Origin of the sequence: Bradyrhizobium sp. RDI18 (genome assembly GCF_043203335.1) — a bacterium.
Taxonomy (GTDB): domain Bacteria; phylum Pseudomonadota; class Alphaproteobacteria; order Rhizobiales; family Xanthobacteraceae; genus Bradyrhizobium; species Bradyrhizobium retamae.
This window is the reverse complement of sequence record NZ_JBICRN010000008.1, coordinates 2533938-2548652: the sequence shown is the minus strand read 5'-3', so window position 1 is coordinate 2548652 and position 14715 is coordinate 2533938. Positions and strand designations below refer to the sequence as shown.

10 protein-coding genes and 5 pseudogenes are annotated in these 14715 nt (G+C 58.3%); 7 read left to right on the top strand and 8 right to left on the bottom strand.

Annotated features, from left to right (window positions below):
• Positions 1 to 649: 649 nt before the first annotated feature.
• The 5 genes and pseudogenes from ccrA to ACFXS9_RS21415 all read left to right on the top strand — a co-directional run bounded on the left by ccrA (position 650) and on the right by ACFXS9_RS21415 (position 4692).
• Positions 650 to 1921 carry a crotonyl-CoA carboxylase/reductase gene (gene ccrA, locus ACFXS9_RS21435; protein ID WP_392699927.1) on the top strand — a complete coding sequence of 424 codons (1272 nt, stop codon included), beginning with the start codon at positions 650 to 652 and terminating at the stop codon, positions 1919 to 1921.
• A gap of 183 nt (positions 1922 to 2104) precedes the next feature.
• Positions 2105 to 2740 (top strand): annotated as a pseudogene (locus tag ACFXS9_RS21430) (IS256 family transposase); the annotation flags it as partial.
• A 74-nt stretch (positions 2741 to 2814) separates the two neighbouring features.
• Positions 2815 to 4254, top strand: coding sequence for a transposase (locus tag ACFXS9_RS21425; RefSeq protein WP_392691829.1), 1440 nt, complete (start codon positions 2815 to 2817; stop codon positions 4252 to 4254).
• Positions 4245 to 4355: pseudogene (locus ACFXS9_RS21420) on the top strand (transposase); the annotation flags it as partial. The gene ACFXS9_RS21425 and the pseudogene ACFXS9_RS21420, both read left to right, overlap by 10 nt.
• 82 nt (positions 4356 to 4437) lie before the next feature.
• A complete protein-coding gene (locus ACFXS9_RS21415) occupies positions 4438 to 4692 on the top strand; it encodes a transposase (RefSeq protein WP_392691826.1) in 255 nt (84 codons plus the stop codon).
• A gap of 845 nt (positions 4693 to 5537) precedes the next feature.
• Here the strand turns inward: ACFXS9_RS21415 and ACFXS9_RS21410 are convergent.
• From ACFXS9_RS21410 to ACFXS9_RS21400, 3 genes and pseudogenes are all read right to left on the bottom strand, one after another.
• On the bottom strand, positions 5538 to 6785 hold the full coding sequence (locus tag ACFXS9_RS21410) for a cytochrome P450 (RefSeq protein ID WP_392691823.1): 1248 nt from the start codon (positions 6783 to 6785) through the stop codon (positions 5538 to 5540).
• 25 nt (positions 6786 to 6810) lie between these two features.
• Complete coding sequence (locus ACFXS9_RS21405) at positions 6811 to 7128, bottom strand: 2Fe-2S iron-sulfur cluster-binding protein (RefSeq protein WP_392691820.1); 318 nt, start codon at positions 7126 to 7128, stop codon at positions 6811 to 6813.
• Between the two features lie 1203 nt (positions 7129 to 8331).
• A pseudogene (locus ACFXS9_RS21400) lies at positions 8332 to 9225 on the bottom strand (IS5 family transposase); the annotation flags it as partial.
• Between the two features lie 554 nt (positions 9226 to 9779).
• Between ACFXS9_RS21400 and ACFXS9_RS21395 the strand changes: the two are divergent.
• Positions 9780 to 10025, top strand: a pseudogene (locus ACFXS9_RS21395) (group II intron reverse transcriptase/maturase); the annotation flags it as partial.
• Between the two features lie 18 nt (positions 10026 to 10043).
• On the opposite strand, the gene ACFXS9_RS21390 reads toward ACFXS9_RS21395, so the two are convergent.
• The 4 genes from ACFXS9_RS21390 to ACFXS9_RS21375 form a co-directional block, all read right to left on the bottom strand.
• Positions 10044 to 10574 carry a hypothetical protein gene (locus ACFXS9_RS21390; RefSeq protein WP_392691817.1) on the bottom strand — a complete coding sequence of 177 codons (531 nt, stop codon included), beginning with the start codon at positions 10572 to 10574 and terminating at the stop codon, positions 10044 to 10046.
• On the bottom strand, positions 10559 to 12106 hold the full coding sequence (locus tag ACFXS9_RS21385) for a recombinase family protein (RefSeq protein WP_392691814.1): 1548 nt from the start codon (positions 12104 to 12106) through the stop codon (positions 10559 to 10561). The genes ACFXS9_RS21390 and ACFXS9_RS21385 overlap by 16 nt, the downstream gene beginning before the upstream one ends.
• A gap of 115 nt (positions 12107 to 12221) precedes the next feature.
• A complete protein-coding gene (locus tag ACFXS9_RS21380; RefSeq protein ID WP_376960332.1) occupies positions 12222 to 12560 on the bottom strand; it encodes a DUF6788 family protein in 339 nt (112 codons plus the stop codon).
• A 59-nt stretch (positions 12561 to 12619) separates the two neighbouring features.
• Positions 12620 to 12886, bottom strand: coding sequence for a DUF5372 family protein (locus ACFXS9_RS21375; protein ID WP_392690118.1), 267 nt, complete (start codon positions 12884 to 12886; stop codon positions 12620 to 12622).
• A 77-nt stretch (positions 12887 to 12963) separates the two neighbouring features.
• On the opposite strand from ACFXS9_RS21375, the gene ACFXS9_RS21370 reads away from it, so the two are divergent.
• Positions 12964 to 13938: a reverse transcriptase domain-containing protein gene (locus tag ACFXS9_RS21370; protein ID WP_082637507.1), complete on the top strand. Its 975-nt coding sequence runs from the start codon at positions 12964 to 12966 to the stop codon at positions 13936 to 13938.
• A 75-nt stretch (positions 13939 to 14013) separates the two neighbouring features.
• Here the strand turns inward: ACFXS9_RS21370 and ACFXS9_RS21365 are convergent.
• Positions 14014 to 14452 (bottom strand): annotated as a pseudogene (locus tag ACFXS9_RS21365) (transposase); the annotation flags it as partial.
• Between the last annotated feature and the right edge of the window lie 263 nt (positions 14453 to 14715).

Here is a 14715-nt window from a genome sequence, read left to right as displayed (position 1 = left end):
ACTCAGCGAAACGACGAGGTAATTTCCTCAGGTGAACGCAGTAGTGGCAGGAGCCATTTAGCTCCAACTTTCCAGTCTTAAGAAGATTTGAGCGAATATGCAAGGCGAAGCGGTTGTTTTGCTTCCTACCAGAAACGGGAGCAGACTCCCATCAATTTTGTTCTATTCTTCTCCTCTGAGATGGCATTTCCGAAATTCTCAGGAAAATGCAACTCGCCCAGAGTCGGAGGATGGATGGTCCTGATCGAGATGTGCGAAAGTCACAGTTGCGTATTACTCGTATCCCTAGATACGGAAGCGCTCGCCGATAGAATTTGCATTGGATTGCAGGGAGCGCCGTTCGTCTGAAAACCGAATTCGGTTGCTTTGGCCTCTCGCCGATAAATGTTGGGCTTCGGAGGCCAATAAACAGTCGTTGCGCTGTCGCACGGGCTCATGAACATGTTGCGGGCAAGCGCTCGCGGCTGTTTTCATATCCGGAGCTTGAACCGCTGAGGGCGATCTCGGCATTGTGCTGCGGCTGTGACGTGCAACCATCCGAGTGATCAGGCGCGGTCGCCTGACGTGGGTGCGAGGAGTCGAGCGTGACTAGCCGGACTCATCGGTGCGGCTGTCCATTTTAATTTGTATCGAGGTACACGTGAGCGGAATCAGTCAACACAGCGGCTCCTACCCGGCCGTGGCGAACTACGTCGGGGTAGTCGCAAAGGATCTTTACGAGATCGGGGAAATTCCGCCATTGGGTCATGTACCAAAGCAAATGTATGCTTGGGTCATACGCCGGGAGCGGCACGGCGATCCGCAGACCGCAATGCAAGTGGAGGTGCTTGATACGCCGGCGGTAGGACCAGACGACGCCTTGGTCATGATTATGGCTGCTGGCGTGAACTACAATGGTGTATGGGCGGCTCTCGGGCTGCCGGTCTCGCCCTTCGACATGCATCGGCATGCTCATCACATAGCCGGTTCCGATGCTGCGGGAATTGTTTGGGCGGTCGGAGATCGCGTGAAAAGATGGAGGGTTGGTGACGAAGTAGTTCTCCATTGTCATCAGGACGACGGCGATGATGTCGAGTGCAATGGCGGCGATCCCATGTTCTCGCCTTCTCAGAGGATTTGGGGATATGAAACTCCGGACGGATCGTTTGCGCAATTCGCACGCGTTCAATCGCGTCAGTTACTACCTCGGCCAACGCACCTAAGTTGGGAAGGGAGCGCCTGCTATATGGGCACGCTGGCCACTGCATACAGGATGTTGTTTGGTCATCACCCACACGCCCTGCGACCAGGTCAAAACGTATTAGTGTGGGGAGCGTCTGGTGGGCTTGGCTCGATGGCAGTTCAACTTGTCACCGTGGCGGCGGCCAATGCGATCGGCGTCGTTTCTCACGAGTCGAAGCGTGAGTATGTGAACTCTTTGGGAGCCAAGGGTGTAATAAATCGAAAGGATTTCGAGTGTTGGGGGCGGCTTCCTGATATCGGAAAGAATGCCATTTACAGTGATTACATGAAAGAGGTGCGCCGGTTTGGGAGAGCCATTTGGGAGATCACAGGAAAGGGCAACGACGTAGACATTGTCTTCGAGCACCCAGGAGAAACGACATTTCCAGTTAGTTGCTTAGTCGTGAAACGAGGCGGAATGGTTGTTTTCTGTGGTGGGACCTCAGGTTACAACTTCACCATGGATGCGCGCTTTATCTGGATGCGGCAGAAAAGAATCCAGGGCAGCCACTACGCGAATCCATATCAAGCGTGGGAAGCGAATCGCCTTGTTTTTGAACGGCGCATAGATCCCTGTCTGTCCGAAGTCTTCACGTGGGCCGAAATTCCGCGCGCACACAGCAAAATGTGGAGGAACCAGCACGAGCCTGGAAATATGGCGGTTCTTGTCCAAGCAACCGCGGCGCCGACTAGTAAATGAACGAGCCTGGAACTGCTTAGTGACGATATGAGAAGGGGTCTCGCTTTGGTGACCGCATCATCCACGGCCATCGTTCAGCGACATTCGTCTCGGCTGGGATCGCGACGCACTTCCTAGCCGAGGTCGATCTATCTAGTCGACGGCGAAGAACTGATTTCGGGCTGGGATGAGCCGAGCGAGATGCTGAGCGATCATCTTGGCTACGAGAAGGGGGAACTGGCCGGCCGCGGCAGCGGCAATAGCCGCAAAGGGACCAGCGCGAACACTCCTGACCGCGGACGGCGAGATCGACATAGCTGTGCCACGCGACCGGGCCGGCAGCTTCGAGCCGCTATTGATCGCCAAGGGCCAGACCCGTTTCGACGGCTTCGACGACAAAATCCTGAGCCTCTACGCGCGCGGCATGACGGTGCGCGAGATCAAGGGGCATTTATCTGATCTTTATGCGGCCGAAGTCTCGCCGGATTTGATCAGCTGGGTGACCGACGCGGTTCTCGACGAAGTCCGGGAATGGCAAAGCCGCCCGCTCGACCCGGTCTAACCGGTGGTGTTTTTCGACGCGCTGCGGGTCAAGATTCGCGATGAAGGCATGGTTAAGAACAAGGCCGTCTATGTCACGCTGGCGCTCAATCCGGACGGCGAGAAGGAGGTTCTGGGCCTGTGGATTGAGCAGACCGAAGGCGCCAATTTCTGACTCAAGGTCATCAACGACCTGAAGACGCATGGCGTCAACAATATCCTGATCGCGGTGGTCGATGGGTTTCAAGGGCTTTCCCGAGGCGATCGGTCTATCCGCAGACCGTGGTGCAGACCTGCATTGGGGTCGTTGAAGAAGTCTGCGGTCGTCGATTCACTGATCCCGCCGGTTCTCTTTGATCTGCGAGGTGGGCAGGATGCTGGGTCGGAAAGAGCGCGATCAGCTGGAGCTGTTCATCACCGGTTCGTTGCGACAGCTCGTTCCAGACGACCACATCCTCGCTCGCGTCGATCGCGTGTTGGACCTCTCGTGGCTGCGTGACGAGGTCGCCGATCTCTACTGCACAGATAACGGACGCCCGGGGATCGACCCGGAAGTGGCTGTTCGGCTTATGCTTGCCGGCTTTCTGCTGGGAATCATCCATGACCGACGGCTGCTGCGCGAGGCGCAGGTCAACCTGGCGATCCGTTGGTTCGTAGGCTATGGTCTGCACGAGGTGCTGCCCGACCACTCGTCGCTGACGCGCATTCGCCAGCGCTGGGGCGCTGAGCGCTTCCGCAACATCTTCAAACGCACGGTTAAGGCATGCATCGCAGCTAAGATTGCGGCCGGCGAGATCGTTCACATCGACGCCTCGTTAATCCGCGCGAACGTGAGTTGGGACGCCTTGGCGGTGCGCCATATCGCCGATGTCGAAGCAGCCGACCTATCCGAGTTCGAATGGAAGGATCGTCAGAGCGGCAAACACAAAAAGATCTGCACAACCGATCCCGATGCGACCATGGCCACCAGCAGCCGCAATCGTCGTCTGGAGCCTGCCTACAAGCAGCACACAGCGGTCGACGATCTGGCGGGCGTTGTTCTTGATGTCGAGGTCGCGACAGGCGAGGAGAACGAAGGAATGGCGATCGAGGCTCGGCTAGATGCAATCGCCGCTACAACCGGCGTCGATATCAAGACGGCGACCATGGATGCGGGCTATGCGTATGCCAAGGTTTTCCGGGCGCTCGAGGACCGTAAGATCGAAGCCATTGTGCCGGCAAAAACCGAACAGTTGCCTGGCAAGGTGATACCGACGAGGCGCTTCAAGCTCGATGCCAAGCACAACTTGGTGCGTTGTCCAACCGGCAAGATCCTGCGTCCCAAAGGCAAGCTGCAACGGGGCTCTTTCCAACACTTCCACGCGAGCAGCAAAGACTGTCGAGCCTGCCCGCTGCGGTCGCGCTGCGTGAGCCTTTCCCGCCATGCGCGTGTGGTCGTGTTCAATATCAATCACCCGTCATTGCTTCGGGCGCGACGCAAGAGGCTCAGATGGGGCAAAAATGAACACAATCTCTATCGGCGTCATCGCTGGCGGGTCGAGGGCATCCATGGCGAAGCCAAGAGTTGGCACGGTCTTGCTCGTGCCATACGCCGCGGCAAGGACAACATGCGCATCCAGGCTTTCCTGACTGCCGCTGCCATCAATCTGAAGCGGTTGGCCGCAGTACTCTTCGCCATTTTGCTCATGCTAGCGGCCCGCGTTGACGATCGGCTTCATCATCAAAGGATCGCCTCAGCTGAAGCACGGCCAGCGGGCGTGCGGCAAGGGCGCGTCAAAAAGCGGGCTTCTTCAACGACCCCATCGTGCACCTGATCCGCAACAGCCTGGCGTTTGTCGCCTGGAAGGATCGCAAGGCGATCCTGCCTGCGATCATGGCAGTCTACCGGGCCGAGAATGCCGACATGGCGCTGGTCCGGCTCGAGGAGTTCGAGGACGAATGGGGCAAGCGCTATCCGGCGATTGGCCAAGGCCTGGCGCCGCACCTGAGAACAGGTCGTGCCGTTCTTCGCGTTTGCTCCCGGCGTCCGCAAGATGATCTACACCACCAACGCGGTCGAGGCGCTGCACCGCAGCTTGCGCAAGATCATCAAGATCCGCGGCAGCTTTCCCAACGACGAGGCGGCGTTGAAGCTGTTTTATCTCGCCATCAAGAACGCCGGATTGAGGTGGCGGCGAGGCGTCGAATGGACTTCCGCCATGGGCCAGTTCGCCATTCAGTTCTGCTCGGGTTTTCCGGGATCGGCGCGATGACCAAAGTGTCGATCAGCCGTCTTATCCGGCGGCCCGAGTTTGGCCGATCAGCAAGCTCTGTAAAGGCGGACCTGCGGGCCCCGCCTGCGGCGGCCGCGGCCTTGACAGAGCTTGCTGCCCGGCCACTGTTAGCCACCATGGGATGGGTTACAATGTCCGGCAAGTAACAACCACAATTCAACCTTCACAGAGGCCTCTTACACAAAATATCTGACCCCGAGCAGGAGCCGGCGTCGGCCGAAACGGCCTCCGGATTGCTCTTGAGGTTAGCCTTCATGGCATCGAGCAACGGAACGAACTGCGTCCTGATCGCTGCCGTTGCTGTCAAGGGTGTGCGTCTGCGCCGTCGCATTTACTGCGGCTTGCGCCGTTGTACGTCGGATTTAACGGTCCTTGGTCCTTGTGCGGATGTCCGGATCGTTGAAGTTGCGTTGCGCCGTGCCGTCGGGCCCGCTTCGGCGGTGCTGGCGTCCTGCTGCTCTTTTTGTGGCCTTCAGCCATGCACCCCTGTTCGGCCTCTTGCCCGCGCCGCTCCGCGGCGGCGGCTTGGCTTCGCCGAAAGATCAAGCACCTCCCGCACTAGCCCTACGACCAAAAGCGACCGTTGGGCCTCAACCGCGTAGTCCTGCACCTCGGGGGCGAAGGTGCGCCTCGTCAATCTTCAGGGTCAACTATCAGGTGCTCATAGCCCCGCAAGGAATCAGGCTTGGCGCTTAACCAGAGACCACCTGGACAGGCTTCCTATCATCCATATTGTCTCTGCACTTCGAGTACCGGTGTCTCGCTCTGGGCCGAGATCTGCCCCTCGCAGGCGTTGTCCCTCGAGTGAGCTGTGCACCCCGGCCCTAAGCAACGATCCGCACTGGCAGGGCGGAGTAGCCGTGCACGAAATTCGACGCGACTCGCTCCGGTTCGTCAATGACCTTTACGTCCAGACGCCTAGTCAGGATCTCCTCCAACAGGATTTTCAGCTGCAGCTCCGCAAGACGATTACCAACGCAGCGATGGATGCCGAATCCGAACGAGAGATGTTGCCGTACATTTTTGCGATCGATGATGAAACAGTTCGCGTTCTCGATGACCTCGTCGTCGCGGTTACCGGAAATGTACCATATTATGACTTTCTCACCCTTCCTAATTGTTTTGGCACCTATCGTGATATCGGCCAGCGCGTTGCGACGTATGTGCGCGATGGGCGTCTGGTAGCGGATAATCTCGCACACCGCGCTCGACACCAAGGCAGGGTTATCCCGCAGCTTTCGCAACTCGTTCGGGTTCTGGTTCATGAACCAGATGCCACCGCTGATCGAATTTCGCGTGGTGTCGTTCCCGCCCACGATCAGCAGAATGAGGGTTCCGAGGAACTCACGCGGGTCCATATTCCGAGTCCCCGGCGAATTCGCCATCATCGATATCAGATCTTCCCGTGGCTCGGCATCTAACCGTTCGCCCCAAAGCCGTGTGAAATAGGCCAAGCACTCGGAGAGAATTGATCTTCGCTTATCCCAGCTGTCGATCTCGTGGCCTACTTGCGGTACTGTGGTGGCCACGTCCGACCAATAGGTCAGCAGTCGCCGATCCTCAAACGGAAAATCGAACAGCGCTGCCAGCATCTGTGTTGTCAACTCAATCGAAACCTTTTCGACCCAGTTGAAGGTTTCATTGCGCGGCAGGCCATCAAGAATTGTTTTGACGCGGCTCCGGATCAAACCTTCAAGCTTGGCGAGGTTTGCCGGTGAAACGATCGGACTGACAGCCTTCCGCTGCTCGTCATGTTTGGGAGGATCCATCTGAATAAAACTCGGAAGCCGATACTCCTCGGCCATGTCGACTATGCTGACAGCTGCAGCTGATTCCGACGAGAACACTTTATGGTTCGTGTCCACGGCCATAATATCGCGATATTTTGTTACTGACCAATATGGGCCGTACAGGCTGTCCTTACAGTAGTGAACCGGATCTTCCCTTCGCAGCCGCTCAAAGTATGGCCATATGGTATCATCCTGGAAACGCTTGGGCTCGCTCACATCGAGGTGGTCCAGCGGGATATCATAAGCGTCGTTGCGTGCTCGCTCTGCCAATAAGGTATTCATGGTCGCTCCTATTCGCTTGCGATTCTCAGTGCTGGCTGTCGGGTATCCGCACCCGGAGGCCGTCCAGCGCGTGGGTTATCCGGATCTGGCAGGCAAGCCTCGAATTTGATTCTGCCGCTGATGCGAAATTCAAAAGCTGCTTCTCCGTCGACGGCCGCTCGCCGGTCTTCGACAGCCAAGCAGGGTCGACGTAGACGTGGCAGGTCGCGCACCCGCACTCCCCGTTGCAGTCGCCATCGATCCCCGGCACGCCATTGTCGACGGCTGCCCGCATTACAGTGGTGCCGACCGGAACCTCTATCTGATATTCACGTCCACCAGAGTCGAAATGAACTGTCGGCATGTTGTCCCAATCTCTTTTCGAATCTAAGTTTTCGGCCTCGAAACGAACTGGCTATGGCCAAGTGCCTGTCTCACGCCTTCCAAGCATCGCTTCCGCTGTTCTTTGATTGCAATCTCGGTGCCAGTACTGAATCGGCCAGCAAAATACCGGGATTTTTGAGAGCCCTTGCGCTGGTGCTCGTCGCCTAGGTGAACTGGCGCCCGGCTCTGGACAAACCCGGAAAATAGGCGATGCACGCGATGTAGGGGCAGCGCGCTGCTTGGAGCAACGATCTAGGTCATTGCCGAGTGCCTGCGCTACCAAGCGCCTTTATCAATGCCGTCGTAGTAGGTGCGAAATACGGCACGGGCTTTGCGCCATGAAGCAAGTACTAATATTTCCTCCGAATCGATCCACAAGATAGTGCGTCAGTTCTCAGACTGTCGACTATCGACCAGACATGTCGGGCATCGAACAAACGTGTCGTCGAACAGACTAGCTAAATCTGCCGATTTCAAGCTCTCGGCATTTCATCTAACTCGATGCTTTAGACCGCTAGGCATTCGCATGTCCGCAATCGCCGAAAGCTAGGCTGCGGCGTCGTTTCCCGAAAGAGGTCAGCGCCCCTCCTTTGTTCGGCTGCCGAGAGCTTGCAAATAGCTCCCCCTTGCTCGTCTTCAGATGGATCGGTGCGGCTTGCCTTCGACCGAAGAGCCCTGATCGTCGCCGCCGACGCTCCCCGGTGATCACCTCACGGCGACCACAGGAATGACCTTCTGCCTGGCAGAGTGCATGGCATCTGCCATCGCTCCATGCTGGCCCACCTCATCACCGTGAAATCGACCGAGAAGCGAGAGCAGGCCTTTGACCGGCGGCGGATTCAACGCGCTCGCAAAGAATTTGGCTGCAGTATCGCCTTGAGCCGCCGATCCCAGTTATTGTAGCCACGGTTGCGGTACGCCGCTGCCCGACCAACCAACGGAACAGCAGATTGTGGTCGAGGTGTTCCATCAACTGCCGCTCCAAGCGACACCGAACGCTCGCAACAGCAAGCGCCGCGTCCTCCTGGAAGCTGCCGCATCCTCCTGATGAGGAGACCCCGGATGATCGTGCCGCCCGGTTCGGGGCAGGCTGTCGATGAAGATGGCGCGGACGTTCGCTTTGGTCAGCTCCGGGGCCAATGATCTATGGTTTCTCGGTTCTAGGTTCTAAACTAGTCGTCCGTTAAGAAGCCGGATTGAGCTGGGCTGGGCAGGCGAACGATCGCCATAGCAGCCCCAAGAACAGGCACAAGAGTTCTCTGAGCCAGGCGAGAATGCGGCGGAAGTTGTGGCCAACTGCTGAGAGGACGACATTGGCGGCATCGCCGGCGCGGCCTTTGAGATGGCAGCGGCCAAGGTGGCCCTCTGCCTTCATGTGTCCGATGATGGGCTCGATGGCGGAGCGGCGGCGCAGCTCGCGCTTGATGAGGCCGAAGACGCCGCGCTTCTGGCCGGAGATGAAGACGCGCCGGGGATTTGCGCATCGTGGCCTCGGTATCCCTTGTCGACGGCCCGCTCGATCGGACAGCCGGTGAGTGTCTCGGTGCGGTCAATGACGTCTCGCAAGGTATGATCGTCGTACGGGTTATCGGGCAGCGCGCTGGCGTGCAGCACGAAGAGGCCGCCGGGCGCCCGCCGGTTGGTGGTGACGATGGAGGCCTTCACCCCGAACTCGTAGGGCGCGGCGGCCTTGCCCTTGCCGATGCACTCCACCTCCGGAGCGTGGAAGGAATAGAGCTTCCAGCCGCGCTGGCGCTGCTGTTGCGAGCGGATCTGGCTGGCTCGGCCAAGCGAGGGGCGAACGTCTCCTCCCGTGCTTGCTGGCCTCGATCTTTGCGGCGGATGTCGCGGATGATCCGGCCGAGCCGGCTGCGCAGGATACGTAACTGTCGCTGATGCCGCCTGAACTGTGGCATGGGCGTAGCGGGAAGCCATCATCGTCGCATGCTTGGCCACGCGACAATAGGATTGCCGCAGCCTGACCCCGTGTCTTCTCGCCAGGCGGTTGAGCCCCTTGATGGCCGCATGCAAGAGCTTGGCATCGGTCGACGGCCTTCGGCTGCACCGTGGTGTGTGCGCCATGACGGCGCGAAGAAGGAGGTTGAGTATGTAGACCATCTTCCGAGCAGCCTTGCTGCGCAAGAGATGAGGGCAGGCCCCTCGGGCTCGGATTGCAGGATCAGCGTCCAAACCGCCACAAGCTGCTTTAGCTCAATGGCTGAGGTGGTGAGCGTTGCTGGAAAAGGCGGGCAATCAGCCTGTCAGGTGAGCCACGGGAAGACGAACGCAAGTAAACCGCCGATGATGCATCGAAAGTACAGTTCAGCTGTTGTCGAAACCAGGGGCGATACCACCTCCTGGGATCAAGCGCGGCGAGAGCCTGTCTATTGGCCGGCAACCGGTGTAGAGGCGGCGTGATCCCGATGGCAGGCTCTTGCGCGGAACATGGGAACCTGCGTCGCGATGCCAAGGGAGACCCCAAAGGCGGCGGACCCGCCGAGGGTAGAGTACCAATGCGCGACGCAGGGGCGGACGGGTTCGTAATAGTGATGAGGCCCGGTAATACGGGCGGAGCGAAGGGACCCGATCTTCCAGCCAAAGTCACAGGCCAACCGGAAACGGGAGGAGCCGATGGCTGAGGCAAAGTCGTATCAGATCCCCAAACATCTCGTTTGGGAAGCTTGGAAACAGGTGAAAGCGAACCGCGGGTCAGCGGGTGTGGACGGGGTCTCCATCGAGGAATTCGAAAAGGACTTGAAGAGAAACCTCTACAAGATCTGGAATCGAATGTCGTCGGGGACATACTTTCCGCCTCCCGTCCGTCTCGTGGAAATTCCCAAGGCTAATGGAGGGAAGCGTCCGTTAGGAATACCGACGCGCCGGGCATAATACACCTCATACAGTTTGCGTTGGGGATGGTGGGTCAAGATGGCTTGAAGTCGCAACCCATTTTCGGAGACGCCGGTCGACGTAATCGTCGATGGTGATTGCATATGGCGCATTCGGCTTGCGTTGCAGCGCCGAGACTATACCACGTTCGATCCAGTAATGGACGACCCACAGGCTGACGCCAAATCTCTCACAAACCTGGCTGACGTTCAACGTTCCGGCGGGAAGAGATGGGCCAGTGATACGATGCTTGTAGCGGATCCATCGAATCATGCTGACGGTGAACGGCCTGCCGGTCGAGCTTGTCTGGCCATTGCTTTTGAGTTGCGCGACGATTTCATGATCATCATGTAGTTCCGCCAGCGCGCGGATTTTGGCAACGAACTCATCGGGATAACGAACTGCTTCGGGGCGGTTCGGCCGCTGCCGGACCTCAATTGTCTCAGTAGCCCCACCTTGCCAGCGAATTTGCAATCGCAGCAGTTTGGGTTCTGGACCCTTAGCTACGGTGATGTCGCGTATCAACAGGCGGAGCATGCGCTTGCGGTCACGAGCTGAAGTGCTTGAAGCCTTCCACAGTCGGGGAAGTCCCTGCCAAGCTGCAGTATTTGCTGCCTCTGTTCGGTTGTGATGCTACGCAGGTTCTGGCGCTCAAAATTGGCCAATTCAGTCTCGAGCTCGAGAAGCCGTTCCATTGCATCGTTCCAGCGCTTCTCGAGCGTACTGGCAACCAACCGATTGCTGGGGTCTGCTTCTTCATAGCGCCGTTCTGCCAAGTCGCAATCATAACGGGCCCGGTCTATCCTTCGTTGCCATTGCGCAGCAATTGACCTATCGCGCTCCTCCAAGCTTGTCAGCGCTTGCAACGCCAGTTCAACCGTCAGTGGCGTGACGGCGGTCAACAGGCGCTCTGCAATGGCGTGATCAAGCGGTTTTGATGGCAGAGACATGCAGTGCTGCGGCGCCAGTGCCTCCCGACGCCTCCAATTGCATTCATAGATCGGGTAAAGACCGCCATTGCCGGCGTAGCGCACATTTAGACGCCGTCCGCAAGCGCCACAAAGCAATAAACCTTGCAGCAAACAAAGTCCCTCTCGAGCGGGTCCGGCGATAACTTCGCTATTGGTCCTGTTCGCCGCCAAGTGTTCGCGGTTGGTAAGGAATCGATCCCAGGTAATATAACCAGCATGGTGATCGGGAATGACAACACGCCACTCATCTTGTGGCATGCGGCGCAACTGAGTTTGAATCTCACCGGTAGGGCCAACCTGCTTGCAAGATTGATATCGGCCAAACACGTAAGTGCCGGCGTAAGATGGATTGGCAAGGACACCGAGCACGCGTGAATGCGTAAGTCGTCCCCAGATCAGCTTGCCGTCCCAGACGCCGCCATAGGCTCGGCGTGGAAAGACAAGGCCGAGTTCATTGAACCGTTTAACTACGCCGTAGGCGCTGCTCTCTTGTTCAAATAGTTCGAAGACTGTTCGAACCGCGCCTTGCACTTCCTGATCGGGGTCGAGGGTGATCCTATCGCCGTCGAATACCAAACCGACCGGCAGAGGGAAGTGCAATTCACCTTTCTGCGCCTTGTTGAGTTTGCCTCCGTGGAGGCGCGCGCGAATGATGTGCAGCTCTGCCTGAGCAAACGTACCCTTCATGCCAAGCACAAGGCTGTCGTTGAAGTCCGCCGGATCGTAGCAGCCATCGCCGTCGAACACCAATGTGCGTGTCACCGCGCACAGCTCCAGCAAGCGATGCCAATCCTTGTTCGAGCGGGCCAGGCGCGAGGCTTCCAGAGAGAAGATCGCGCCGACTTGGCCCATTGCCACATCGCTGACCAGCGTCTTGAAGTCGTCGCGATTGGTCGCCTGCTCGCCGGAGTGACCGAGATCCCGGTCGAGGATCCGGATCTGCTCCGGAGTCCACCCGAGCGACCTCGCTTGGTCCGCCAAGTTGTACTGGCGCTCTGTGCTCTCTTGATTGAAGCGGACTTGCCCCATCGTCGACTGACGGATGTAGATGCAGGCCTGCCGCGCGAGATGATGATCGGCAATCTTGGGATTGATCATGATCGGGTCCTTCCACATCGGGCGGCGGAGCGCCTGCAGCGAGATAGGAGTCGATCATGTTGGCGATGATGGCGCCCGCCTCGGCAAAGTCGAGGGCTGCGACCGCCGGATCCATCTAATCGAGACTTTCGCGGCGACGCAGAAGCTCGGCATTGATCGCGCAAATCTCGTTGAGCATCTCCTGGAGCTTGCGGTAGTTGGCGAGAAACTCGGCCACCTGAGGATACGCGCCATTCGGCACATAGCCGAGCCGCGGGCGTTCGCCGGTTCGAGCGATTGTGGACAGGTAACGCTTGGGGCCGTGTCCCGGTCCGTCGACGCAGTGGCAGCTGGGTCGGCCGCAGCGCTTGTAGGTCTCGATGAGCGACCCGCGCACAATCTGCTCGATCGGCGGCAGGGCACGCAAGAGCTGATGGCGGCGCTTTCGCAGGGCCGCGGAAGAAGGCTTCTTCATTTGCGGACCGAATCGAATTGATGTCCGAGTGATTCAGAAGCTGAGTCATTGGTCAAGCCTCATTTCTTGTGCTTCAACGAAGAGGCGAATTCGGCAAGCGCAAGCAGACCAAGGGCGTCAATGAGCAACGGCTGCTGGCCATTGATAGGCTCGCTCCGAGCACCTGGAAGCGCCCAGTCCGTCCAGTCGCGTGGGACAGCAAGCGATCCGATCTCGGCGTGGCGCAGGCTCAAAGTCTCTACGCCAGAGACCTCTCTGACCTTGAGGACAGCAAATCGCTGACCACGAAGTACATGGAAGGGATGGGTTATCTCAGCCGAACCCAAATCCTGACGGGGCTGAAGTGCAGTTCGACGCAACCGTGCCCTCTATAGCTGACCGCGTGGCTCAGACGGTTGCAAAGATGGTTATGGAGCCGACGATGGAACGAATATTCCATCCCGACTCCTACGGCTATCGGCCCGGCCGTTCGGCGCTTGACGCAGTGGGGACAGCGCGAAAGCGTTGCTGGAAATTCGACTGGGTTATCGACCTTGATATCAAGTCGTTCTTCGACTCGATCCCTTGGCACCTGATCGAAAAGGCCGTCGCCCACCATACGGAACTGAGCTGGATTCGTCTCTACGTAAAGCGGTGGCTGCAAGCTCCCGTGGAGAAAGAAGACGGAATCCTTGTGGAGAGAACACGCGGAACCCCTCAGGGTTCAGTGGTTTCACCGCTGCTCGCAAATTTGGTTCTGCACTATGCATTCGATCACTGGATGCAGCGGACCTTCCCTTGTTTGTGTTTCGAAAGATACGCTGACGATGCGATAGTCCATTGCAGAACTGAAAGCGAGGCTCGAACCGTGATGGAGGCGATCCGGACACGTCTTGCGGAATGCGGTCTGGAGCTCCACCCGGAGAAAACCCGGATCGTCTACTGCAAGGATAATAAACGGAGAAAGGAATGCGAACACATCTCGTTCGACTTCCTTGGCTACACCTTCCAGCCGCGCAGCGCTCGCGATCGAAAGGGCGAGAAGTTCCTCAACTTCCTCCCGGCAATCAGCAACAAGGCTGCCAAAGGAATCCGACAAACCATTCGCTCATGGCGACTGGGTTCAACGCGAAACCACTGGAGTCTTGAAGAACTCGCCAAGCTGATTGATCCTGTCGTGCAAGGATGGCTGAACTATTACGGACGGTTCTACCGGACGGAATGTGTCAACGTCCTTCGTCACGTTAACGACGCGCTCGCCCGTTGGACGAGGCGGAAATACAAGCGGTTGAAAGGCCGGAAAGTCGCCTCAGTATATTGGTTGGGACGGCTCGCACAGCGCGATCCGAACCTACTCTATTTGTGGCGAGTCGGCATTCGACCTGCGGCCGGAAGATAGAAGCCGGATGAATCGAGAGGTTCACGTCCGGTTTCGTGAGAGCCTCGGGGTGCAATTCCCCGGGGCTACTCGACCGACCGTGACCCGCTTGAGGTCTTCTGCGCAATGCACCCGCCTCATGCGCCACCCGCAGGCTCTCGGCCAGCAGCAGCTCCAGCTTGTCGCCGAGCCGCTTGCGCCAGTGGCTGAGGTCCGAGCGCTCGTGCGGGAAAGCGTGCTGGAAGAACCCTTCGCCGGTGAAGAACTGGAAATACGGGTCGTGGACCCAGCGCTCGCACACTCCCTCATCGGACAAGCCGTAAATGTGCTTGAGCAATAACAGCCCAACCATGAACCGGGTCTCGATCCCAGGCCGGCCGTTCTCGCTGTAGAGCGGCGCGATCTCGCCGTCGATCCAGTCCCAGTCGATCCTGCCGGCAAGCAGAACCAGCTCGTGCTTCATGTTGATTATTTGGTCGAGCCGCGCCCGGAACAGATCGGTCGATCCCGTCGGCTTGTGCTTCTTCGGCCGCATCGTCCCCTCCGATGCACCACAGAATCATGGTTCCCAGCGAAGGGGAATCTGGAGGGTTCTGTGAGGTCGCGCTCACGCGAGGGCGCGGCAGGCGCTTATGACGCGACCTCATTGAAGCCGGATTGAACGAAGGCGCGGGAGGCTATGCGCGATTTTACGCTATGGGGATTGTTTGAGATCGCAAGGCCCGATCTGCTGGCTCGGCGCGTGAGGCAGAGACACGAGATGTGCGCATCGGGGAAGAGTTGAGACCAAACGCGCTT

What these genes read in the sequence shown, in the direction of transcription:
- ACFXS9_RS21425 (WP_392691829.1), top strand. Translation starts at nt 2,815, where the DNA reads ATGCTGGGTCGGAAAGAGCGCGATCAGCTGGAGCTGTTCATCACCGGT.
- ACFXS9_RS21410 (WP_392691823.1), bottom strand. Translation starts at nt 6,785, where the DNA reads ATGAATACCTTATTGGCAGAGCGAGCACGCAACGACGCTTATGATATC.
- ACFXS9_RS21405 (WP_392691820.1), bottom strand. Translation starts at nt 7,128, where the DNA reads ATGCCGACAGTTCATTTCGACTCTGGTGGACGTGAATATCAGATAGAG.
- ACFXS9_RS21390 (WP_392691817.1), bottom strand. Translation starts at nt 10,574, where the DNA reads ATGCTCCGCCTGTTGATACGCGACATCACCGTAGCTAAGGGTCCAGAA.
- ACFXS9_RS21385 (WP_392691814.1), bottom strand. Translation starts at nt 12,106, where the DNA reads ATGATCAATCCCAAGATTGCCGATCATCATCTCGCGCGGCAGGCCTGC.
- ACFXS9_RS21380 (WP_376960332.1), bottom strand. Translation starts at nt 12,560, where the DNA reads ATGAAGAAGCCTTCTTCCGCGGCCCTGCGAAAGCGCCGCCATCAGCTC.
- ACFXS9_RS21370 (WP_082637507.1), top strand. Translation starts at nt 12,964, where the DNA reads ATGGTTATGGAGCCGACGATGGAACGAATATTCCATCCCGACTCCTAC.